Annotated in this window: 18 protein-coding genes; 11 read left to right on the forward strand and 7 right to left on the reverse strand. The window is 50.7% G+C overall.

Features of this window, described 5'->3' with window-relative positions:
- Positions 1 to 462: 462 nt before the first annotated feature.
- A complete protein-coding gene (locus ACRRUX_RS07030; protein ID WP_432528607.1) occupies positions 463 to 996 on the reverse strand; it encodes a carboxymuconolactone decarboxylase family protein in 534 nt (177 codons plus the stop codon).
- 114 nt (positions 997 to 1,110) lie between these two features.
- Between ACRRUX_RS07030 and ACRRUX_RS07035 the strand changes: the two genes are divergently transcribed.
- Together ACRRUX_RS07035 and ACRRUX_RS07040 are read left to right on the forward strand one after the other, a co-directional pair.
- Entirely contained in the window at positions 1,111 to 1,944 is an 834-nt protein-coding gene (locus ACRRUX_RS07035) for a cupin domain-containing protein (protein WP_432528609.1), read from the forward strand.
- Between the two features lie 63 nt (positions 1,945 to 2,007).
- Positions 2,008 to 2,298, forward strand: a complete 291-nt coding sequence (locus ACRRUX_RS07040; RefSeq protein ID WP_432528611.1) for a hypothetical protein — start codon at positions 2,008 to 2,010, stop codon at positions 2,296 to 2,298.
- A 49-nt stretch (positions 2,299 to 2,347) separates the two neighbouring features.
- Here the strand turns inward: ACRRUX_RS07040 and ACRRUX_RS07045 are convergent, their stop codons facing one another.
- Entirely contained in the window at positions 2,348 to 2,767 is a 420-nt protein-coding gene (locus tag ACRRUX_RS07045) for a globin domain-containing protein (protein ID WP_432528613.1), read from the reverse strand.
- 287 nt (positions 2,768 to 3,054) lie between these two features.
- On the opposite strand from ACRRUX_RS07045, the gene ACRRUX_RS07050 reads away from it, so the two are divergent.
- The 6 genes from ACRRUX_RS07050 to ACRRUX_RS07075 all read left to right on the forward strand — a co-directional run bounded on the left by ACRRUX_RS07050 (position 3,055) and on the right by ACRRUX_RS07075 (position 11,361).
- Positions 3,055 to 3,396: a DsrE family protein gene (locus ACRRUX_RS07050; RefSeq protein ID WP_432528615.1), complete on the forward strand. Its 342-nt coding sequence runs from the start codon at positions 3,055 to 3,057 to the stop codon at positions 3,394 to 3,396.
- A gap of 190 nt (positions 3,397 to 3,586) precedes the next feature.
- Positions 3,587 to 4,960, forward strand: a complete 1,374-nt coding sequence (locus ACRRUX_RS07055) for an NCS2 family permease (protein WP_432528617.1) — start codon at positions 3,587 to 3,589, stop codon at positions 4,958 to 4,960.
- Positions 4,961 to 5,150: 190 nt separating this feature from the next.
- Entirely contained in the window at positions 5,151 to 6,242 is a 1,092-nt protein-coding gene (locus tag ACRRUX_RS07060; RefSeq protein WP_432528619.1) for a DUF5694 domain-containing protein, read from the forward strand.
- Positions 6,243 to 6,855: 613 nt separating this feature from the next.
- On the forward strand, positions 6,856 to 7,158 hold the full coding sequence (locus ACRRUX_RS07065; RefSeq protein WP_432528621.1) for a CU044_2847 family protein: 303 nt from the start codon (positions 6,856 to 6,858) through the stop codon (positions 7,156 to 7,158).
- On the forward strand, positions 7,151 to 9,826 hold the full coding sequence (locus tag ACRRUX_RS07070; protein ID WP_432528623.1) for a S1 family peptidase: 2,676 nt from the start codon (positions 7,151 to 7,153) through the stop codon (positions 9,824 to 9,826). Before ACRRUX_RS07065 ends, ACRRUX_RS07070 begins: the two co-directional genes overlap by 8 nt.
- A 707-nt stretch (positions 9,827 to 10,533) precedes the next feature.
- Positions 10,534 to 11,361 (forward strand): hypothetical protein, encoded by an 828-nt coding sequence (locus ACRRUX_RS07075; RefSeq protein WP_432528625.1) that lies wholly within the window; start codon positions 10,534 to 10,536, stop codon positions 11,359 to 11,361.
- A 1,466-nt stretch (positions 11,362 to 12,827) separates the two neighbouring features.
- On the opposite strand, the gene yegQ is transcribed toward ACRRUX_RS07075, so the two are convergent.
- Positions 12,828 to 14,201, reverse strand: a complete 1,374-nt coding sequence (gene yegQ, locus ACRRUX_RS07080; protein ID WP_432528627.1) for a tRNA 5-hydroxyuridine modification protein YegQ — start codon at positions 14,199 to 14,201, stop codon at positions 12,828 to 12,830.
- 385 nt (positions 14,202 to 14,586) lie between these two features.
- Here yegQ and ACRRUX_RS07085 point away from each other — a divergent pair, with 385 nt between their 5' ends.
- Both ACRRUX_RS07085 and ACRRUX_RS07090 read left to right on the forward strand, forming a co-directional pair.
- Entirely contained in the window at positions 14,587 to 15,429 is an 843-nt protein-coding gene (locus ACRRUX_RS07085; protein ID WP_432528629.1) for an HDOD domain-containing protein, read from the forward strand.
- Between the two features lie 21 nt (positions 15,430 to 15,450).
- Entirely contained in the window at positions 15,451 to 16,920 is a 1,470-nt protein-coding gene (locus tag ACRRUX_RS07090) for a putative bifunctional diguanylate cyclase/phosphodiesterase (RefSeq protein ID WP_432528631.1), read from the forward strand.
- Here the strand turns inward: ACRRUX_RS07090 and ACRRUX_RS07095 are convergent.
- On the reverse strand, positions 16,911 to 17,336 hold the full coding sequence (locus ACRRUX_RS07095) for an acyl-CoA thioesterase (protein ID WP_432528633.1): 426 nt from the start codon (positions 17,334 to 17,336) through the stop codon (positions 16,911 to 16,913). The two genes, ACRRUX_RS07090 and ACRRUX_RS07095, sit on opposite strands and share 10 nt — an antisense overlap.
- Positions 17,337 to 17,524: 188 nt before the next feature.
- On the opposite strand from ACRRUX_RS07095, the gene ACRRUX_RS07100 reads away from it, so the two are divergent.
- Positions 17,525 to 17,950: an OsmC family protein gene (locus ACRRUX_RS07100; RefSeq protein ID WP_432528635.1), complete on the forward strand. Its 426-nt coding sequence runs from the start codon at positions 17,525 to 17,527 to the stop codon at positions 17,948 to 17,950.
- A gap of 445 nt (positions 17,951 to 18,395) precedes the next feature.
- On the opposite strand, the gene ACRRUX_RS07105 is transcribed toward ACRRUX_RS07100, so the two are convergent.
- The 3 genes from ACRRUX_RS07105 to ACRRUX_RS07115 form a co-directional block, all read right to left on the reverse strand.
- Positions 18,396 to 19,583: an FUSC family protein gene (locus ACRRUX_RS07105; protein WP_432528637.1), complete on the reverse strand. Its 1,188-nt coding sequence runs from the start codon at positions 19,581 to 19,583 to the stop codon at positions 18,396 to 18,398.
- A gap of 95 nt (positions 19,584 to 19,678) precedes the next feature.
- Positions 19,679 to 22,837 (reverse strand): multidrug efflux RND transporter permease subunit, encoded by a 3,159-nt coding sequence (locus ACRRUX_RS07110; RefSeq protein ID WP_432528639.1) that lies wholly within the window; start codon positions 22,835 to 22,837, stop codon positions 19,679 to 19,681.
- A complete protein-coding gene (locus ACRRUX_RS07115; protein WP_432528641.1) occupies positions 22,837 to 23,943 on the reverse strand; it encodes an efflux RND transporter periplasmic adaptor subunit in 1,107 nt (368 codons plus the stop codon). The genes ACRRUX_RS07110 and ACRRUX_RS07115 overlap by 1 nt, the downstream gene beginning before the upstream one ends.
- Positions 23,944 to 24,107: the final 164 nt, after the last annotated feature.

The following is a 24,107-nucleotide window of genomic DNA, read 5'->3' on the forward strand; positions in this document are numbered from 1 at the left end:
TATATTCGCGACTTTAATATTAACCATCAGGTTAATCATCGCGTTACCTCCGCCGAAACCATTGTAAAGCGATTTAAATTAGGTCAAGCGATGGTAAGTGGCAGTCATTTTCATGCAGTGAAGGTTACTTTGTTGCTGGTGCAAAGCAGAGATTTCTGTCGATACCTGCAGATATGACTGGAGAGCTTATTGGTCTGAGACATGACCATCTGAGCGGGACTGTCTATCATCCGTGCTCGATGGTGCAGCTTGCGAATATTGAACGATAACAGCCTGGAGCAGCTGCCAATTTCGACTGGATTCAGGTTGTTGGGCTTAGGTTGTTGAGCTTAGGTTGTGGAGCTCAGGTTGTGGAGCTAGGGTTGTTGGATTCATTTGATGGTTTCTGATGGCTTGCTGACAAAAAGTCAGCCCCGGCATAAGTGTATTCATGCCAGGGCGCGATGGTTTTGGGTGATCCTGTTACAGACTCAGTGATACCACGGGAAAATCGATATCCGTAGCGGCGATATGGTTGGCGTAGTTGGTGAAGGTATTGAGGGTAACCTGCGCCAGCACTTCAAACAAAAGCTCGTCTGTGAGTCCTTTGGCCTGCAATTGCTGCAGTTGTGCATCGGTAATCACACCTCGTTGCGTCACTGCCAGTGCGGCAAACTCGACAATCGCCTGATCCAGCGGGGTATCCGCTGCAATATTTCTGGCGGCAACAATCTCGTCCTTACTCAAACCGGCACCGGCGGCGATCAGCGTGTGAGCCGACAGACAGTATTGGCAGGCGTTGGTTTGGGCCACTGCCAGCGCTATCAATTCACGTTGGGCTGCGCTCAGCCGGCCTTTGGTCAGTGAATCACCAAACGCCAGAATAGCATTCAGTACGGTTGGTGAGTGTGCCACAGTGGCGTAAAGGTTGGGGACCATGCCGACTTTCTTTTCGATGGCAGACAGCGTGGTTGCAGCGGTTCCCTGAGGGTTAACCAGTTTTTGAATACGTGACATAGGCTGTTTCCTTGTGTTGATGTCTATATGTACCTGTTTGGTGAAGCCATATTGACACAAGGAAAAAGACGAATTATCACTGATGGTCTTAATTGATATACCAATGGTCTCTTTATGGACGCATTGTCGACCCTTATCCAACATGCCGCTCCCAAGGCGAATTTGTTCTTCAGTGGCAATCTGTGCGGTACCTCTGACAGCAGTGCGGAGCCTGCCGGTGGCCTGTTGCACCTGCTTAAAAGTGGGGCGCTGAATGTTTATGAGGCGGGAGGCGGACGGCATGTACTGACCGAACCAACGCTGATTTTCTATCCCAAGGGGCGAAGTCACAGAATACAGTCACAGACTCTCGGAGGCTGCGATTTGGTGTGTGCCAATGTCACCTTCAATGACTCCCCTCTGTTCAGAGCCATGCCAGAGATGGTCATCATCCCGCTGAACGAGTTAACTCATCTTGGCGCTGTATTGGAGCTGCTGTTTGATGAGGCTTTTTCCCGTCGCTACGGTCATCTTGCGAGTGTAGGCCATTTGCTTGATTTACTGGTGATTTTGCTTATCCGCCATCTGGTCGCCCGGCAGGTTTGTGAGGCCGGCGTGCTGGCCGCGCTGGCTCACCCGCGACTGGCGGCATCACTTGAGGCCATGCACAACCAGTTGGATGCGCCCTGGACTATCGCCAGTCTGGCCCAGCATTGTGGGATGTCCCGCGCCCGTTTTGCGGCGGTGTTTCAGCAAACGCTGGGGCAGCCACCGCTCACATATCTGACCGAAGCTCGCCTGCTGAAAGCCCGCCAACTCTTGTTATCCGGCCAGCCTGTCAAGTCGGTGGCGTTGGAGGTGGGTTATGGTGGCAGTGTTGCCTTTACCCGCGCCTTCAGCCGCAGCTTTGGTATTACGCCTGCTAAGTGGCTTTCGCAGCAGATGTCACCGGTACCCGGCTCTCATTGAGTCGGTGGAACCACTGAGGCATAGTGCTTGACTTGGCTGCACTCACTGATGGAATCAAACGAGATGAAAATAATGGAAAAACAGCTGGCAGATGTACTGACGGATGTGCTTTGCGATGTCTGTGGCAGCAGCACCACGGGTCATTCCGGCTGTGGTCCGGATTATGCCAGTTTAACGGCTGATTGGGGATATGGCTCCGCCCATGATGGCGATTCCTATGAGATACACCTGTGCGAGCGGTGTTTCTTTAACACCCTGGAAAATCTTAAAGTGCGGCGCAGCGATGCCGGGTTGTTTGGCAATGATAATCAGCCGTCTGCCGATGAGTTCGCTCTTAAGCGACGAAGACTCTAGCCGGGGAGGAGGAGTCTCAGCAGACGTGGGTGTCTGTATTTGCTGTGTTTCAGCGGGCGGGCTGCATGGCGTTTTGCATCACACCGTACACCCATTGTAATAGCGTCGCCCAGGCATCGCGGACTTCCGGGGTGAATTCTGATCTGAGGTGTTGCCTGAGCGAGAACATCAATGCCTGGTTCAATGGTATAAAGTACTCGGGTTTGACGCCGTAACTGACATGTCTTCGTCCCATCTCCTGTATGACCGGAGCCAGCGCCTCCAGGTCATCCAATCCCGCGACGATAGACGACAGCATCTGCATTAGCTTTTGTCCTTGCATATTTGCGCTGTTTTTAAACAGTGGCCGAATATTCGGGGCTAACTCAAACAGAGTATCGTAGAACAGGTCTGCCACCCGGGAAGCATCCGGTGCAATCTGACAGAATGAGTATTGAATAAGATCAATTTGATGTTGAGTCAAAAACATAGCGGCCTCGCTAACTTGCAGTCAGATAAAGATTAGTTGAAATTCTGCTGACTATCCGAAAAGGGCTGCGCATTGCTTGTGGCTCGGTCACCGCTTTCCTTGATTGAGAGACATTGCTGACTCATCAGCAGTCCAAGGTATCTGCCAGTGCCTGCAGACATGGTGGGAACCTCCGGCTGCAGATGAATTTAATGATAGGTCGCCCATTATGTAATCCCGATGGCATTTTTACAGAAGGCCGCTGTATATCCTGATAATTCAGCGTTGCCGTAAAAAGGGGATGAGATATGTTGAAGATTATTTTCCATGTGAACGAAAACGACCAATGGCACCGGGCCATCAATAACATCAGTAATTTATTGAAGCTGGAAGAGCGCATTGAGATAGAACTGCTGGTGCATGGCGAAGCCATAGGCAATCTGTTGAAGCCAAAGATTGGCGGCAGTCTCGATATCGCAGTGTTGCAGCAGCTTGAAAAGCAGGGCGGCAGCGTGGCCGTTTGTCATAACACTATGACGAAACAGGGATTGGATGCCGGAGATCTGTATGATGGTGCCGTAATTGTACCGGCTGGCGTGTATGAACTGGCATTGAAACAGCAGCAGGGATTTGCCTATATCAAACCTTAATTTGTAGTGGTTCAGACCTGACTTTCTCGGTCTCGATTCCATTCCCCCCAGTCTTCCTTTATTCGTGGTGGTGATTTTGATCACACATTGAGTCATCCTGATCGAATTTCGTGTCAGTTTGAGGTTTAATTAGGCAAGACCCGCTGGCTCAGAGCCAGTGGGTTTTTTTTTTAAGCCGAGCTAACCATCCATGCAACTTCCGCAAAGTTCCACTGTTAACAAGACACCTGACGTTAACTATCAACCTACGTCTAAATTTGGCCAGCTACTGGACCGTGTATTTGCGCTTAAAGCGAATCGCACCTCGCCTTCAACCGAAGTGATTGCCGGTTTCACTACCTTTATGACCATGGTGTACATAGTGTTCGTTAACCCACAAATTCTGGGGGCGGCGGGCATGGATACCAAAGCTGTGTTTGTGGTCACCTGTTTGGCGGCGGCGCTGGGCAGCATCGCTATGGGCCTGATTGCCAATTTGCCAATCGCGCTGGCACCGGCCATGGGGCTGAATGCTTTCTTTGCCTTCTCGGTCACCCTGGGAATGGGCGTCAGCTGGCAGGTTGCTATGGGCACCGTATTCTGGGGCGCCGTGGTTTTCGCCCTGGTGTCAGTTGTGGGTTTACGCCAGTGGCTTTTGGAGAATATTCCGGCAGGCCTGAGAACCGGTATACCCGCGGGTATTGGTTTGCTGATTGCGCTGCTCGGCTTTAAAAACAGCGGTCTGGTGGTGGCCGATCCCAACACTCTGGTGAAGGTGGGCGACCTGACCTCCTTGCCTGTGGTACTGGGCTCACTGGGCTTCTTTATCATCATTATTCTGGCCTATCGCGGTGTTCATTCTGCGGTGCTGATCTCTACCCTGGTGGTGACTTTGCTGGCTGCGGTGTGCGGTGACGTGCAGTTTAACGGCATCGTCTCTATGCCTCCGGCAATCGGTCATGTCTTTGGTCAGCTGGATTTGAGTGCCATTTTGGATATCGGCCTGGCAGGAGTGATTTTCTCTTTCGCACTGGTCAGCATGTTTGATAGTTCTGGCACCATGATTGCTGTGGCTGAGCGCTGCGGAATCAGCGATGACAAGGGGCGTTTCCCGAATATGGGTAAGGCACTGAAAGTGGACTCACTGACCAGTGTAGCCGGTGCCTATATGGGCACTTCAAGTGTGACGGCCTACATTGAAAGCTCTTCAGGTGTTGCTGTGGGCGGTCGTACCGGCTTGACCTCTGTGGTGGTGGGCTTACTGTTCCTTGGGGTGATCTTCCTGTCTCCGCTGGCGGCTATGGTGCCCGCTTATGCAGTGGCCGGTGCGCTTATCTACGTCGGCGTGATGATGACTGCCGGCCTGACCAAGGTGAAGTGGAGCGATCTGAGCGAAGCGGGGCCAGCCTTTATTACTGCGGTGATGATGCCATTTACTTTCTCCATTACCGAAGGTATCGCTGCAGGCTTTATCAGTTACTGCGTGATCAAAGTTGGCTGCGGCAGATGGCGTGATATTCACCCCTGCGTGGTCGTGGTGGCGGTACTCTTCCTGATCAAATTCATCTTTATCGATGGCCATTAACCGGTCACGTTAATCGCCCGAAATAACGCCGCTGAGCTTTGACGCCAGCGGCGTTGTTGTATTTGTCATCACTCTTTGTTTTATCTCGCGGCTTAGTCGCTCGGTTTGATTTTGTTACCTGCGGCTGTTAGCTTGTGGCGGATTTTTATGCACATTAGCTAAGTGTGCCGAATAGTTTTATGGATAAGTAATGGATTACAAAATGATAAGAATTGTCTGCGCTGGTTTGCTGGTGTTGTTGTCTTTCTGCGTCAGGGCGGGGGATGACATCCCGGCGCTAAACAGGCAGGTCACCCTGCCTACTCAGGTGATGGTATTGGGCACCATGCACCTTGCTGATATTGATACGCCTTTGAATGCTGCGCATCTTTCGCCGCTGTTGGATGCACTCGAAACCTACAGGCCGACGGCTATAGGCGTAGAGTCGCTGCGCCCCGAAGATATTCTTGCCATGGTTAACGCGTCGTCTGATTACCAGGCCGTGCTGGATTTTGCTGTCGGTGCCCAGTTGCAACAACTGGCAAAGCAGGAGCAGCAGAGCCTTGGTATGAGTGCTCAACAAGCGATAACAGAGGCGCGTCATCTCCTGTCGCGTTCAGTGCAGGATAACCCGCAACGACTGACGCTGGTACGCCTGGCAATTGCCGGTTACAACAAGACCCTTGCAACCTTGCACTGGCATAAATTGCCTCAGGCTGAACGCGACAAAGCTCCATCAGCGCTGCAGGCATATTTGGATAAGGCCATATTGAGTAACAATGAAAACAATGTGCTGGCCAACGCATTGGCGCTAAGGCTTGGACACAATCGCCTGTATCAGATAGACGATCATATGGATAAGGACTTGTATCCGCCCATAGCCGAAGCCTTGATGCCATCTTTTAAGGCATCGAAATATGCCGGACAAATCCCGCAGTCTGAATACATCAGTAAACCTCAGCGCATGAAGGCGCAGGCCGCTGAAACCGGCGACTGGCTGCCACTTTATCGCTGGATTAATGGCCCGCAATATTCCTCTGAGGTGATACATCAGGACTGGAGTCTGTTTGTAAATAAGGATCTTGCCCCGGAGCCCGCACTCGCCCGCATGGCACTGTGGCAGGTAAGAAATCTCAATATGGTGTCCCACATCATGCGGGTCGTAGCCGATAACGTAGGCGGACGGGTCCTCATTATCGTAGGCGCCAACCATAAGGTCTTCTTCGAGCAATACCTTTCCAACATGATAGGCGTCGAATTGGTGCAGTTTAACGATTACGCCAGTAACCCTGATTCCCAATAACCCAAGCCAGAGGTGTTAGGCCAAGCCGGGCTGGCCTGACGCCAACTCAACACAAATTCAGTTCAAAAGTTATGGCTGTCCCCATTCTTACTCTCGCACCCACCGCGCCAGTAAATACTGATTAATCCTTCACAAACAGTTCAATCAACCAACGAGCCGTATTTCGCATCCTGAATCGGTATGCCGTTACACTCATTTTGAAATATCCAACTAAATCAGAGTTATGTGCGACATATCTTACAGACTCAGCCCCAATGCGTTGATAAATTAATCATCATAATTTCAACCACCTGCGTGCCTGAGCCAAACAGACCGGTGGTAGCTTGGGTGAACGGAACGATGTGAGCAAAAGATATGGCTTTCCGGTCTTTTGATACATTAACTCCCACAATTTCAACCACCTGCGTGTTTGAGCCAAACAGACGGGCGGTAGCTTGGGTGAACGGAACGATGTGAGCAAAAGATATGGCTGTCCTATCTTTTGTTTCCTGACGAAGCGGACACCCCCTCGGTGATTTATTGCCGATCGCACCAGATACTCGTCCCTGATTCTACTAGTGCTGGCTTGGAATCCCCGCCGGTGCTTACTTTGTTTTTGGAGAGTTTAAATTAAATGATAAAAGAAATAGAGACAAAAGATGGGCTAAAGTTCGAAATTGAAGTTGATAGTACAGATTATCTCGAAATTAACTCTAATGGAGTTGTCGACTCTGCTATTGAAAAAATTGATTTTATTATTGATAAAATGACAGGTTCTCTGGAGAAAGTATCTGCTAAGGTTTTAGATAATAAAGTTGATGAGGTAAAAATTGCTATTGGTTTAAAATTAAGTGCCTCTGGTGATTTTGTTGTAGCAAAAAGCTCTATGGAGGGGAATATTCAAGTAGAGTTAACTATAAGGAATTCTAATGTTTGATTATATACTTAAAGTTTCTGTTGCGGAAACTAACAGATATGGAACTGGATTTGTAGTAAAGAACACTCAAGACGGAAGTTATGTAATTACATGTGGGCATGTGTTAGGTAAAGCTGAAAGCAATATTAAAGTAAATGGCATTTCTTCTGAGTTGATAGTTAATAAATATAATGAAGGATTAGATCTGGCTTTAGTTTTTGTTCCTGGTTTGATGGTCGAAGCTCCGAGTTTTTCTAAAGCTGATGAATGTAATGTTTATTATACGAGCGGATTCACAAATTTTGGTTCAGATATTAAAAAAGAGAAAATTGAAAACTTAAAAGTAAAAACTGATGTTGAAATAGAAAAGACCCAAAGTAATAAAATAGTTTCATCGATAACGATATACACTAATGAGTCTATATCAGAAGGTTATAGTGGTAGTCCCCTCATTTGTTGTAAAACAAATTCAGTTGTTGGTGTGATCAATATTCAAGCAAATGCTGGGAAAAACTATGCTATATCTTGTGATCATATTTGTGAGTTTCTTGACATATATATAGGTAATAGCTTTTCTAACCTTACTTCAAATTGTAAAGTCAACAACCTAAATACTGAAGAAAGGTATTTTATTACAAAAGATTTAGAACAACAGTTTCAAAATTCGTTAAGGTGTTATTCTACACAAAATAACGTCTGGATTGAACCTGCAATTCATGAAAACAAAGAGTGCCTTTCTTCTGAGGGCCGGGGTGCTAAAATATCAACTGATGAAATCATTAATTCTGGTAAGTCTATAGTTATAAACGCGAGAGAACAACATGGCTTAACAACTTTAGCTAAGTTTATAGCAAAAGAGGCATGGGTTAAGAGTGGTGAGTTTTTTTTGTACTTAGAGTGTAGAAATCTTAGGGCAAAAAAGAACAGTGTTTTGAAGCATATTGATACAATTCTATCAAAGTACGAAATTGCAATTAAAGATGTTAGTTGTGTAATTGTTGATGAATTCCATAATGTAAAAAACGATCAGGAAAACATGGCAAGAATCATCAATGATTTATTTGTTGATAAGCCAATGATAATTATGAATACTCTTGAGGATTCGCCCATTGGGGAGTTCGTTATAGCATTTGAAGAGCTGCGGAAATTTGAAAACTATTACATATGGTCACTAAAGCGTAATGATATAAGGCGGATTGTCACTCAGTATAATAGCAATAACAAATATATTGGTGACAATGACATGGTACTCAATCGATTGTCTTCCGATCTAGATGCTTTAAATGTTCCAAGAACTCCTCTTAACTGCCTAACTTTTTTAAAGATATATGAAGCAGAATTTGATGAGAGCCCAATTAATAGGACTGAGATGATTAAAAGAGTTCTTTTTCTTTTATTTAATGTGGATCAGGTTCCAAGTTATAAATCACGGCCAGATTTGAAGGACTCAGAATATATCTTAGGTTATTTTTGTGAGCGAATAGTAAGAACTAATAAGAATTTATTTACACGTGATGAGTTTATAAGCGAAACTGCTAGCTTCTGTGAAGGTCAGTTAATTGATATTGAAACTGATGTAATTTTTGACATTCTTTACGATAATTCTATTATAGTAAGTAATTGTGGTGAGTTTTCCTTTAAATTTGCGTATTGGGTATATTACTTCTGTGCACATAGGATGCATCATTCTGATGACTTTAAAGATTATATATTGAGTGATGAAGTGTATGTCTCTTATCCTGATATTATCGAATATTATACTGGAATTGACCGTCGTAGAGATAATGCGTTGGCACAATTACAAAAAGATCTTAGGAATATTCGAGAAGTTGTAGAGGCGAAATGTTCTATTCCTGATGATTTCGATCTATATGAACAGCTGTCGTGGAATCCTTCTGAAGAGAGTTTAAGCAGCGTAAGTCAGATGGTTACGGCTGGAGCTGCGGGCTCAAAGCTACCTGATGAGGTAAAGGATAGTTTTGCAGATAAAGGATACAACCATAAAAGGCCATTAACTCAAACCGTTGATAGAGTTTTGCATGAATACTCAGTCCTAAGGCTAATGAAGGGGATTCAGGCAGCATCAAAAGCTCTTAGGAATAGTGATTACTCAGATGCTAAGCTTCGAAATAAACTTCTAGATGAAATAGTCGCTAGTTGGGAGCAACTAGTGAAAGTTCTTATAATGGTATCCCCAATGATCTGTAAGGAAGGAAGAATTAAGGTAGATGGTGCTACTTTTATTTTGGGTAGTGACTTTAAGGGAGATTTTAAGCAGAAGTTTATGTCACTTCTGCCAGGAATTCCGACAAATGTAATTAATTGGTTTCAAGATGATATTTTTTCAAAAAAAATGGGTAGTTTAATTAGTAAAAATATCAATAATCAAAAAAATAATCTACCTAAACATCTTTTAGTTAGCTTAATGATCAATAGAAGACCAAAGAATTGGCATGAGATTGTATTTCAATATATAAATTCTAATACTAAGAACTCATATTACTTAATGAATACGCTAGATCTACTTGAAGCTCAATACCGATATTCTTACATGTCAAATCAAGAGTTAGATCGGGTGGGGAGCCTTATCAAAGCTACGATTGCAAAACACAACGGAGCTAAAAGGGTTGGAGAGAAGGCTATTAACAAGGTCCCCGATAGGTTTTTACCTGAGAGAGTTGACCTTTAAGATACATTATTAGTTTAAACTGGTGGTTTGTTGATGTTGAATATCGGTTGACGCAAGAAAGATAGGACAGGCATAACTTTACTCAGTTATTGCAGGGTATATCGGATCTCTCTTGAAGCGGCCACAGGGGATTGATTCAAATGCTGTGGGCCGGGCATGGCCATTATCAGGCATCCATGCCTTTCATGGCATTTAGACTCCTGTCTGGCAGATTCCTCGCAGCGCAAGTCGAATCAAGGGTGGGTATCGCGAAGCGATGAGCTTACGGCAGAAAGTTGTTCCTGACACTTTCTGCATTTTCTCCATCCATGGAGATCAGCGCGAGACAGGGTGAGCATGCCGAAGGCATTTGTCGCGAGCGAGAGGCATGGATGGCGAACTGGCTTTTGTATAGGGATATATTTAGCCGAGCTGGAGGGATTTACAGGGATGTAAATCGAGCGTCTGAGCCGATAGCGATTTTCATCATAAGTTCGAGGGGCTGTCGGCACCGGCTGGGGCGGCAAGGGAGATGCAAAGGGCGAATGCTTACCAAGGTAAGCCGCTTATGAGCGCGAACCAAGGATAGTGAGCTGGCAGTTAAACAGGGACGTTGTTAGAAGCTGTTGATCCCCTCTGGCCAAAGGCTAAAGACGGTTTGCATCTGGGCGAGCGTCCATATTTGTCCTTTTGGTTGAAGCCACCTTCTTCAGAAGGTGGATTTTTACTTGTTGTTTTCTGTTGCTTGTTATGAGTTTGTGCTTGTTATATTCCATAGGGATTTGGAGGATATTGTGTTCAGGATTTTTATCATTTTTAGCGTTTTAACTCTTTTGCCGGTCGATTTAGCTTTAGCTTGCGAAAAAATACCTCATGATTTGAGAAAAATTCTTTCAAAAGGAAGTGATTTGATTCTTGTCGGAGAATTACATGGGACAAATGAATCACCTGCTAAATTTTATGACATTGTATGTAATCTCGAGAACCTAACCTCAAGAAAAATAACAGTGGCTTTTGAATTTCAGGACAAAAATATCATGTTTTTGAATGGCTACAATGATTTACTTGATGGCGTTAAAAGTTCCTCTGAGTGGAAGCTTAATCATGATGGTAAAACGAGTGTCGCTATGTATGAGCTGCTCCAGCGAATTAGAGCGTTATCAGAGAAAAATGATTTGGAGGTGATGTTTTTCGATGGAGAGGGCGATGACAGAGAACTGTTGTTAGCAAAAAATATATACGCATCAGTATCAAACGATAGAATAGTTGTTGTATTTACCGGGAATAGACATAACCAAATTAAACATGGAAATGTATGGGATGAATACTCCAAAAATATGGGAGCTTATCTCACAGAAATGAATGTGGATTTGGTAAGTATTAATCTAATCCATACCGGAGGGAAAGCATGGGTATGTATGGATGACTGTGGGATACACGAGTTTAAGGGAGTATTTACTGAAAGTGAATTCTTTAAAGCAAATGAACAAAGTAGATATCAATATCACTGGAATATAGGTCCTATAACTTATTCTGTACCAATGGTTAGACTATGACATTGCTTATTACGTCTCACTGTGATGATATGCATGCTTTGGCAGTGAAGTACAGCTTAGACCAGAGCAGCGTAGAGGGTGTTCATAATTCTGTGTCACGTTAAACATGACAGAACGATGTGGGCATCCACTCGTCTTTCAAAATGGATGGACAATCGTGACAACGTCAAATTCCAGTTTTGAATCGAGTGGGAAAGATCGTACAGGCATAACTTTACTCGGTTATCGCAGGGTACATCGGATCTCCCTCGAAGCGGCCGCAGGGGATTGATTCAAATGCTGTGGGCGAGGCATGGCCATTCTCAAGCATCCATGCCTTTCATGGCATTTGGACTTCCTGTCCGGCAGATTCCTCGCAGAGCCAGTCGAATCAAGGGCGAGTATTGCGAAGCAATATGCTTACGACAGAAAGTTGTTCCTGACACTTTCTGCATTTTCTCCATCCATGGAGATCAGCGCGAGGCAGGGTGAGCATGCCGAAGGCATTTGTCGCGAACTGGCTTTTGTATAGGGATATTTTTAGCCGAGCAGGAGGGATCTACAGGGATGTAAATCGAGCGTCTGGCGCGATAAGCGATTTGAAGCGAATCACCAAGGGGCTTTCGACAACTGCTTCCTGCGTTGTTCTAACTCCAACATCCATGTTGTCGTCCGCTTCATTGGGAGTCTATTAAGACATGAGCAGAGCACTGAGGGTGAGGGTTACACCATTCCCCATCGGTGCCGCCGAAGAAGGTTGATGCAAATCGCGTGGCTTCGACATGGCCATTCTCAAGCATCCATGCCTTTCATGGCATTTGGACTTCCTGGCCGGCAGATTTCTCGCTGGCTCAGTCGAATCAAGGGCGAGTATCGCGAAGCTATATGCTTACGGCAGAAAGTTGTTCCTGACACTTTCTGCATTTTCTCCATCCATGGAGATCAACGCGAGGTAGGATTGCCGAGCTGGAGGGATTTACAGGGATGTAAATCGAGCGTCTGAGCCGGTAGCGATTTTCATCATAAGTTCGAGGAGCTGTCGGCACCGTCTGGGGCGGCAAGGGAGATGCAAGAGGGTGAATGCTTGCCTAAGGCAAGCGTCCTATGAGCGCAAATCAAGGATGATGAGCTGGCTGTTAAACAAGGACGTTGTTAGAGGCTGTTGATCCCCTCTTGCCCCGTGTGGGTTGGGCGAATGTTTGCCTGCGGCAAACGTGCTTATGAGCGAGAGGCATGGATGCCGAACTGGCTTTGTACATGGATGTACTTACCCACCCACGACTTCCCCGCTGCCAAGCGGAGGTGACCGCAGGTCGCCTATCCCTCCAAGCCGAAGGCTTAAAGGAGCGCAGCTCCTTCCCCCTCTGTCTCCGAAGGAGACAAAAAAAGCTGCCAGAGGCAGCTTTTTTCATTTCAAACAGTTCAAATACTGGGATGCTAATCCACCACTCCCAAACCCCCAGGGTACTCAGTACCCAAAGCAGAGCTTACTTAGGCTGGGCGATAGCAGCCGCATTCACAGCATGGGGGTTACGGGTATCCATGCCCTCAGGCAGGTTACGCAGCAAGATACCGGCATTCAGGTCGATATCCTGCGGCACTGGCATATACACAGTGTGACCACTGCCCAAACCGGCCTCAATGGCTTCACCTTTGCGGTTTTCCAGCTCCTGCAGGGTCAGATTGATGTTGCCCTGTGGGGTCATCATCTCCAGGCTGTCGCCTACCAGGAACTTGTTCTTCACTTCGATTTCAGCAAGGCCAGCGGCATTACGGTTACCGGTGAACTCGCCGACAAACTGCTGGTTGTCGCTGATGGAGTGACCGTACTCATAGTTCTGGTACTCATCATGTACGTGACGGCGCAGGAAGCCTTCGGTGTAACCACGGTGGGCCAGACCTTCGAGGCGATTCATCAGGCTGCGGTCGAAGTCTTTACCGGCGACGGCATCGTCGATGGCCTGACGGTACAGCTGGGCGGTACGGGCCACATAGTAGAAGGACTTGGTACGGCCTTCGATTTTCAGCGAGTCGATACCCATCTTGGCCAGACGCTCCACGTGCTGGATGGCGCGCAAGTCTTTGGAGTTCATGATGTAGGTGCCGTGCTCATCTTCAAAGGCTGGCATGTACTCGCCCGGACGGTTATTTTCCTGCAGCAGGAAAATCTTGTCGGTCGGTGCACCGGCGCCCAGAGTGGTGGCTGGCTGAATCGCCACTATGTCACCGGTTTCGTTTTCAGTGGCTTCGTGGGCGTCATACTTCCAGCGACAGGCGTTGGTGCAGGTACCCTGGTTGGGGTCGCGCTTGTTGATATAGCCAGACAGCAGGCAGCGGCCAGAGTAGGCCATGCACAGCGCGCCGTGGACGAACACTTCCAGTTCGATATCCGGGCAGCGCTGACGAATTTCTTCAATCTCATCCAGCGACAGTTCGCGGGATAAAATCACCCGCTTGATGCCCTGAGACTCCCAGAATTTTACCGAGGCCCAGTTGATGGCGTTGGCCTGTACCGACAGGTGCACCACCTGATCCGGGAAGGCTTCACGCACCATCATGATAAGACCCGGATCTGACATGATCAGTGCATCCGGGTTCATGGCCACTACGGGCTCCATGTCCTTGATATAGGTCTTGAGCTTGGCGTTGTGGGGGGCAATGTTGCTCACCACATACAGCTTTTTACCCAGAGAGTGGGCTTCCTGAATACCCTGTGCCAGGTTTTCCATTTTGAAGTCGTTGTTACGCACCCGCAGGCTGTATCTGGGCTGACCGGCATAGACGGCATCGGCACCGTAGGCGAAGGCGTAACGCATGTTTTTTAAGGTCCCGGCAGGGGACAGCAGTTCAGGTTTGAACATAATCACTCTCTTAGTGGGTTGGCGCTCATGATTCAGTGCCACTTAACATCGACGGTCAGCGGCAGCAGGCTCGGTTCAAGTGAGCAAGCGCGGGCGGCGCATTTTACTGAATCCTGCCCGGTTCAGCAATTCCTGAGCGGTAAACCCGGACATTTATCTTGAGCCAGAAAATCCACGAAGCCGTGACGGACAACTAAGCTATATAGACAGTGGTCTGCAGCTGCTGGCAAACGATGGATGAGGCGCTGGCAATGGGGTTGGCAAAACTCACCGGGCTTTAGTGGGCAACCTTTATGGCCGCCTTGTTAAAACCTGGCTGAAACTTGTAACTCATTGAGTATATAATTGGTTTTGCTGGATATTAAGAATACAAAAGGGAGTTGATATGTCCGTCGAACAGCAGATTTTGGTGGGACTGCTTCGCAAGCTTAAAGATGACACTCTGGTGTTGCCGACACTGCCTGAAGCCGCCATGCAGGTGCAGGAGGTGGCAGGCCGGGCCGATACCAGCTTAAGGCAGGTGGCCGAAATTATTGGTCATGATGCCTCCATGTCGGCGCGACTTATCAAAGTGGCCAACTCGGCTCTCTACTCCCGGGGCAACAAGGCAGATAACATCAATGCGGCGGTCAATCGTATCGGGCTGACGCAAATCCGCAATATCGCCACTTCTATCGCCATGGAGCAGTTGTTTATCTCCACCAATGAAATGGTATGGGAAGTGATGGATGAAGTGTGGCAAACCTCCATTGATGTGACGGCCGCAGCCGGAGCCATGCTGGAGCTGTATCAATTGCGACATGGCAAGGGCGAGCTGGATCGAGAGACCCTGAGTCTGGCCGGACTGGTACACAATATCGGTGCACTGCCGGTACTGACCGAGGCGGAATCCCATCCTGAGCTGTTTACCTCTGTGGATCAGCTCAGGGCCATAGTGCGGAAATTGCAGGGACCATTGGGCGGCGCGGTACTGAAAAGCTGGGATTTCAGCCCGCCAGTGATGGAAGTGGTTGAACGCTGGGCAGATTTACACTATTTGCCGGAGCGGGTCAGCTATGTGGACTTTATCCGCGCAGCGGCTTTTTATACGGGAGAGCTCAGGGCCGGTGATTCCTTTGAAGAGCGCATGGCGGTATTTGTTGAACGTGGCTTGCCGGTGTCGCCAGATGAGCTGGCCAGTGATACCTTTATTCAATTGTACGAATCAATCAAGCAGGGTTATGAATAAGCTCACCCCGGGGATGGATCTGTGATTGGCTGGATATGTGCCGCGGTACTGGCGGTGCTGGTTCTGGCGCTGTTGTGGCAGCAATGGCGCCAGCGGATATTTCTGGGACGGCTTATCAGCAGTATCCGCAGTCGCCGTTTACCTGCCGAACCCCTGTCCATCGACGGTATTCCCCCCCTGTTCAAACCCCTGTGTGACAATCTCGCAGAGCTGCTGGATGCGTTGCCTGCCGATTTGGGGGAGGACAAATTGACCGGCCTGCTCAACCGGCTGGGTTTCAAGTCTGCACTGGGGCGGATGTCACCCATTGCCCGCGGCACCTTCATTATTCTCGATATTCATCACTTCCGTTACGTCAACGACCTGTTTGGATTCAGTTTTGGCGACCGCTTGCTGGTGATGTTGGCCAATCGCCTGCAAAATCTCAGTGTTGCTCCTACCCTTATTGCCCGGGTCAAGGGCGATGAGTTTCTGCTGTATTACCGACAGGATGTGGATCGCCATCAACTCAGCCAGTTGCGCGGCCGTCTGCAGGTGCCGTTTGAACTGGATGAGGTGCATATCGGTATCAAAATTCAGATTGGTTGCCTGTCGCCTGAACATGTGCCGGAAGAGGCCAGTTTGCTGCTCAGACGGCTTGATTTGGCGCTGAAAAAAGGCCGAGAAGCCAATGATCTGATTGGATTTTATGACGAAGGGGATGATCAGCGTCAGCTGCGCGAGCTGCTGTTGATCCACGGTCTGCCAAGGGGCCTGATGCAGGGCCAGCTGTTTATGATGTATCAGCCCAAGCAGAAACTGCATGAGCAGGGGATCTATCAGGTCGAAGCGCTGATCCGCTGGCAGCATCCCACTTTGGGTATGGTGTCGCCCGGTGAATTTATTCCGCTGGCAGAGTACGCCGGGATGATTGAACTGGTCAGCCGCTGGGCGCTGGTGACTGTGCTGGAGCAGCAGCAGCGCTGGCGTGAACAGGGGCTGGAGCTGCAGGTGGCGGTCAATCTGTCGACTCAGGATCTGTCCAGCAATAGTCTGACCCAGGAGATCGCCGCCCGGCTTGCGCAATTCAACCTGCCCGCCGAGGCATTGATGGTGGAGATCACCGAAAGCACCCTGATGGCCAATGTCGACAAGGCGCTGCATACCCTCAATAGCCTGCGGGAACTGGGGGTTAAGCTGGCGATAGATGATTTCGGCACAGGTCACTCGTCGCTGGCCTATCTCAAGCATCTGCCGGTGGACGAGGTCAAAATTGACAAGGCATTTGTGGATGATCTGCTCACTGACTCCCATGCCCAGCACATCATGGAAACCAGCATAATGCTGGCGCGCAAACTGGGCTTTGAAGTGACGGTGGAAGGGGTTGAAACCGAAGCCGTGCGTCAAATTCTGACGGTGATGGGCGCCGACAAGCTACAGGGTGAGCTGATTGCCGGGCCCATGACAGCCCCGGCGCTGGAAGCCTTTCTGGCGGACACCAATCAGCCCTGACAGGGCTGCTGCAGGCGGGCAAGTACCTGTGGTGGCATGGGAATAAGTTGCCTGTCCGGCCCCAGGCTGACCATCTCTATGGTGGCTGTCACCGCCGGACGATTGGCCCCTTGTCGCCAAATCGCCTGCTTCCACACACTGCGGTACTGACTTTCCATGGCAACCTGACTGCGCACGTCCAGCGTATCGGCAAACTCCACGCCCTGATGACAGATCATGTCGCAGCGATAAACGGCAAAACCACATTGCTGCTCCTGCCACAATTGTTTCAACTCAGCTGCGCCTATGATCTCTTCCCGGGCACGTTCAAAGTAGCGCAGAAAATTGGCGTGATATACCACGCCGGAAAAATCCGTATCTTCATAATAAATCTGTACCGGGAAGTGAAATTCCTGGCTGAATATCAGCTTATCCATCCGTGTTTTAGTCCCTGTGAGGCATGCTGCACATTCGCATAATCAATCGGTTAATTCAACTTGCGGGTCTAGCCACAAAGGAGTAAAGTTTCATTAGATTTTTCTAATTGGCTTTATTTCCCCGGAGGAAACCAGGGCCTGAAAAGTGCCCCGGCGATGGGGCGAAAGCGGATGTAAAGAGGTACAGGATGGCTGAGAAAATCGTTGAAGTAACCACACAAATGGGCGCCGGATGGAAAGTGACGGCACAGATCAGGGATCATCTGCTGATCATCGATCAGCCGACCGGCACCAACGAAGGTGCCAACCCGCTGGAAACTTTCCTGTTTTCACTGGCAGGCTGCATTTCCACAATCGCCAAAATGGTCGCCCGTGAGCAGAAGCTGGAACTGCGCGGCATTGAGGTAAAGGTCAGTGCGGCGATGAATTCTGCCGGATTGCTGGGTCAGCCGACCGATGATCCTGTGGGATTCAAACGCATCGATATTATTGCAGATATTGATGCCGATATGAGTCAGGACGAGAAGACAGCTTTCCTGGATTTGGTGTGTGCCCGTTGCCCTGTGCATGACAATCTGTTGAGTCCAACTCTGGTGTACCACGAAACAGCCTGAGTCGCTGGCGTGACAAAGCAGGATTGAGCCGGGGTTGCTGGCTAATCAGGGCGAGGCCGAGTTGGATCGTCAGGGGCGGAAGGCGCAGAACTTCGCCGACATTGCCGGAAAATAAACAAGCCGCAGTCAGTTACTGATTGCGGCTTTTGTTTTGTGATGATTACCGCGGCAACCCGCACTGTGTGCGCGTGTCAGACATTCTGCTGCTGTGTTGCATTGCGCTTAAAGGGAGTCACCCTTAGTCAATCAATGCGCCTTGAATCAGCATCCCTGACCCCCTCAGAATTGATCAAACCATTAATGAAGTTGGTATAACCCGGTCACGTTGAATACCGGGCATTTGTTCAATGCTCAGATATTTCAGGTGCTTTTGGCGGTGGGGTTGGCGGTAGGGTTACAGCAGCGTGCCACGCCAACTCATCGCCCCTCAATGTTTGCCACTGTTTTATTTGCCGCTGTTTTGTTGACTGTCTGCCAGCCCCTTGTCACTGGCCTGTCCCTCTGTTTTTGCCTGTCCTTTGTCATTGCTCCTGGCGTCAGTGGCTTTGTCGTCGCTGCATTTGGCATCACAGTTTTTACCATTGCTGGTGTCCTGACTGCCGGTATCGCTATGGCAGGCACTGGCTGCCAGGGCTTTGGGCTCGAGTCTGGCCGGCCACCAGCGTTTGCCAAAGCGCAGCAACACCAGCGCGATGGCCACCCACAGACAGCCAATCAGGGTATCGAAGAAGCGCCAGCGGATAAGCTGAAGATCGCCGCCCTGATGCACCATGGCAATATCGATCACCAGCAGGACCAGGACGGAAATCAGTAGACTGAACCACTGGTAGCTCTGGCGCATGATAGTGGGAATAAACAGCGCCAGCGTGACAATAATGGGCGGATAAAAGGCGAAGGGAACCCAGAGCACCATCAGATAGGCGATTACCACCCCCAGCAGGGTACCGACAATCCGCTGACGCAGGCGCTGCCAGGTGCTGGCGTCGTTCACGTGCATTACAAACAGTACTGTGAGCCCAACCCAGGCCGCATGCTGGGCATGCAGCGCAAGCCCGGTGAGGGTTGCCGCCAGAATGGTCAGCGGCAGGGTCAGGCCAAACAGGGGGCCGTTGATATCCCCGGCCATCAGCTGTCTAAGCTCCTGCGCCGGTGACCAGCACTGGGGATCACAACGGGTAAACTGCGCCACCACCAGACTGATACACAAGGCCAGCATGGCACCGCTGAGATAGGCAAAGGCGGTATTGGCGGTGGCGGGCAGACCCATTTCGGCCAGCAGCATGGCGGCCGCGGTAAATTTGCCCAGCAGACTGAGATAGGCCAGTTCCGGTTTGGGTTGTCCGGCCAGATAGGCGATCAGCACCAGCGCGGCGATAGCCAGATCTCTGTGTCCCACCAGCAATACCCCAAGGGCGCCGGAAGCAATCATCAGGCACATGCCGCCGACGATGGCGATGATCTGTTGCTCTGTACCATGATGGGGATCCAGTCGCAGCGCGAACATGGCACCCAGCGCCACAAAGGCGAGGGTCTGGGGTTGGTCAATAAAATAGCTGAGCAGCAAAGGCAGGCCCATGGCAACAGCAAAACCAATGCCGCGTATCCATTCGTAGCGGGTAGGGGAATCAAGCACAGAAAGCGTCTCTTTACGGTTAATGGCAAGATTGTAAGAAAGGGCAAAAATAAAGGGCAGTCCGGCCTGCCCTTTGTGAAATAAGATTAATGCAACTATGCCTGAGGATTGCCGCTGCCTGTGGCAGGTGGCTGGCCGGGCATGCTTGGCTCGGTGGCCAGTGCCGCAGCTTTGGCCTCCAGCGCTTCGAGCTGCTGGGCGACAAATCCCGGGGAGTGGGTGTTGCCGGAAATCAGCCGGTACATGGCCGGAATGACAAACAGGGTCACCAGCGTCGCAAAGCCCATGCCGAAGAACACCACTGTGCCTACTGCGATGCGGCTTTCAGCACCGGCGCCGGTACTGATGATCAGCGGCACCGCGCCCACCAGGGTGGTGAAGGCGGTCATCAGGATAGGGCGCAGACGACGGGCCGAGGCATCGATAATGGCATCGTTGAGTGCCAGACCTCTGTCCCTGAGCTGGTTGGCAAATTCGACAATCAGAATGCCATTTTTGGTCACCATACCGATCAGCATGATCATGCCTATCTGGCTGTAAAGGTTGAGCCCCTGATCTGTCAGCGCCAGTCCCAGCAGGCCGCCGAAGATGCCCATGGGCACGGTGAACATCACCACCAGCGGGTTGACGAAGCTTTCAAACTGCGCCGCCAGCACCAGGTAAGCCACCAGCAGCGCCAGACCAAATACCATGGCCATATTGCTCTGGTTTTCCTTGAAGTCTCTGGACTCACCGGCGTAATCGATGCTGATGTCAGCAGGCAGCAGTTCAATGGCCTTGCTGTCGAGGAAATCCAGCGCTTCGCCCAGGGTATAACCGTCGGCCAGGTTGGCCTTGAGGGTGATGGACTTCTGCTTGTTGGTGTGACTGAGTTTTTGAGCGGAAGCCACTTCCTCGATTTTGGTCAGGCTGTCGAGGGTGATCAGCGCCCCTGTGTCACTGCGCAGATAGATACGGCTGAGATCGGACGCCGACAGGAAGCGGTTTTCATCGCCCCGCAGATAGACATCATACTCTTCGCCGCGCTCCACATAGGTGGTTTCCTTGCGACCGCCGAGCATCACTTCGAGAGTATCGGAGATATCCTTGACGCTGACCCCAAGCTCGGCTGCCCGCTGGCGATTGACTGTGACCAGCAGCTCAGGCGTGGTTTCTGCATAGTCAAGATCGGCGCCGGTCATCATGCCGGAATCCTCCGCAATCTGTTGCAGCTGCTGCGCCCAGCGGTTCAGCTCCTGATAGTCGCTGCCACCCAGCACAAATTGTACCGGCTCACTGGAGCCGCCACGGAATCCCGGCATCATGGGCCAGACTTTGACATCGGGGATGTCCTGAAGCGCGCCGGAGATCATCTTCAGCGCCTCTGTGGCATGCACGCTGCGGTCTTCCCAGTCTTCCAGCAGCATGATCACAAAGCCGGTTTGATCACCGGCGCGGCCGCCGAAAGCCGGGGCCTGCATGTTGAAGGAACGCAGCACGCCCTGACCCAGCAGCGGCATCAGTCGTTCTTCCACTATGTCCATATTGGCGGTCATGCGGTTGTAGCTGGTTCCTTCGGCGCCTTTGACGAAGGCGAATACCACGCCTCTGTCTTCCTGGGGCGCCAGCTGCGCCGGTACCAGTTTGGCCAGACCAACACTGCCGGCGATACAGGCGATGATCACCAGTGGTGCGGCAAAGCGGAAGCGTACCGCCAGTGCCACGGCTTTACGGTAAGCGGATTCCAGAGCGGCAAAGCGGCGATCCACCCAGCGGGTGAAAGGGCCGGGCTGGACATTGGCCTTGAGCAGATAGCTGGACATCACAGGCGTCAGCGTCAGCGCCACCAGCGAGGAGAACACCACCGCCATGGCGAGGATCACCGAAAATTCGGTAAACAGCAGGCCGACCATGCCATCCATAAAGGAGATGGGCAGGAACACCATCACCAGCACGGCGGTGGTGGCAATTACCGCAAAACCCACTTCGCGGGTGCCCTTGAAGGCGGCCAGTAACGGCGGTTCGCCCTTTTCGATATGGTGGAAGATGTTTTCTACCACCACGATGGCATCATCCACCACCAGACCGATGGCCAGAATGAGCGCCATCAGGGTCAGCAGGTTGATGGAATAGCCCAGCAGATAGGCCGCGATAAAGGCGGAGATGAGTGACACCGGCACTGTGATGGCCGGAATGATGGTGGCCCGGGCCTGACCGATGAAAATATACAGCACCAGTACCACCAGCGCGCCGGTGACGTACAAAGTGGAGTACACCTCTTCGATGGAGCGCTCGATAAATACGGTTTTGTCGTAGTTCACTTTGAGGGTGGTGCCCTCGGGCAGGAACTTCTGGATCTTGTCCACCTCAGTCGATACAGCCTTGGCGACCTGCAGCGGGTTGGCATCGGACTGGGTAATGATGCCGATACTCAAATTACCCTCACCGTCGCTCTTGAAGGAGGAGTTTTCATTTTCGGCACCGATAAACACCCGCGCCACGTCTTTGAGGTAGATGGGAAAACCATCGACAGTGCGGCGCACCACCAGATAGTCAAAATCTTCCGGCTGCTGATACAGGCGATCAGTACGTACTGACATCACAGTGGTGTCGTTGCGCACCTGACCGCCGGGCGCTTCGACGTTCTCGCTGCGCAGCGCGGCAATAATATCGGCGGTGGTTACATCCCGACCGGCCATGAGTTCAGGCTCCAGCTGTACATACATCACCTGATACAGGGCTCCGGTCAGGCTGACTGAGCTGACGCCGGTCAGCAGGCTGAACCTGTCGACCAATACCCGCTGGGCATAGTCGGTCAACTGGGTGCGATCCATCACTGAAGACTTGAGGTTGAGGTAAACTGCAGGTTCGCCGGAGCCATTGTCGCGGGACACCATAGGGTCATCGGCTTCCTCCGGCAAACCACGTTGGGCACGGGCCACTGCGTCACGCACATCGCTGACCCCTTCAATCAGATCCCAGCCCAGCTCAAATTCCACGGTAATGCGCGACATGCCATTGCGGGTGACCGAGGTGACTTCCTCGATGCCGGAAATGCCGGTGATCTGATCTTCCAGTACCTGGGTCACCTGGCTTTCCATAATGGTGGCCGAGGCGCCTTTGTAAGTGGTCATCACAGTCACCACCGGGCTTTCCACGTCCGGCATCTCTCGTACCGACAGTTTGCTGAAGGACACCAGACCAAAGACGCACAACAGCAGCGACAGTACGATGGCCACGATCGGCCGTTTAACCGAGATATCAGACAGTAACATCAGCCGCGTTCTCCTGAACCTGCCGTTTTACCGGCAGTTTGCTCCGTTAGCACTTTGACCTTGATGCCGTCGCGCATGTTCACCAGTCCCTGTACCACAATCACATCATTGACCTTCACGCCATCATTGATCAGCACCTTATCGCCGATACGGGCCCCCAGCTTGACCTCAGTGCGCCTGACCTTGCTGTCATCGCCCAGTAAATACACGTAACGCTTGGTGCCTGAGTATTCCAGTGCCTGCACCGGGATCACGGCCTGGGTGACCGCCGGCAGGCTGATATCTGCGGACATCATCATACCCGGCATGAGTTTCAGCTCAGGGTTATCGAAGGCGACCCGCACGGTCAGATTGAGAGTTTGTGGATTGACCCTAGGGTCGATGGCCACCACCTGACCATTGAACAGGGTGTCGTGCCAGGCCTGAGAGCGTGCCTGCACAGACATGCCGCGACTGAGACGTGCCAGATACTGCTCTGGCACCGCCAAATCCAGATGCAGCTGGCTGAGGTCATCCAGCGTCAGCAGCTCACTGCCGGTGGTGACCATTTTGCCTTCGGAGAAGTCTATCAGACCCACATGGCCATCGAAGGGCGCCTTGAGACTGTGATACTCCAGCTCTGCGGCGGCAGCCTCAAGGCGGGCATTGGCCATAGCCACCCTGGCGCGCTGGGCGTCGATTTCGCTTTGAGTGATGGCATCAGAGTCTTTTAATTGCATGTATTCAGACAGTTTGCGCTGCTCATCCTGCAGGTAAGCCCAGGCTTCATCCCGGGCGGCTTTGGCGCGGGCATTGTCCAGCTCCAGCAGAATTTGGTCGCGGACCACCTTCTGATTGTCGCTAACCAGGATATGGCTCACCTTTCCGGCTATCTGGGGCGCCAGATCCACGGATTTTCTGGCAGTCAGCTTGCCGATGACCGTCACATGCTGGGCCAGGGTTTCCTCTTCCACCAGGCCGGTGACCACGGCGACTTCGCGCGCCGCTCCCGGCTTGCCACCCAACCCCGGGTTGGCATACAGCGATGGACTGAATAGCCCCAGAAACACCAGAAACAGCGTGGTGATCAGCGACAGAGGTAACAGCGGACTGCTGGCTTTATTCATGGTTATAGTTCTCGCAAGCTGGCAATAATGCGGAGTTGGACAGCTTATTCTATGGAATTGCGGTAAAAGTGGCGTAAAGGTATGTAAATCCAGGCGGTTAAATGTTGCATTGTGTGATGCGTATCACGTTTGGTGAAAGCCTTTGTAACAGGGTATTTCCCTGT

Source organism: Shewanella sp. GXUN23E, from assembly GCF_050865035.1.
GTDB lineage: Bacteria > Pseudomonadota > Gammaproteobacteria > Enterobacterales > Shewanellaceae > Shewanella.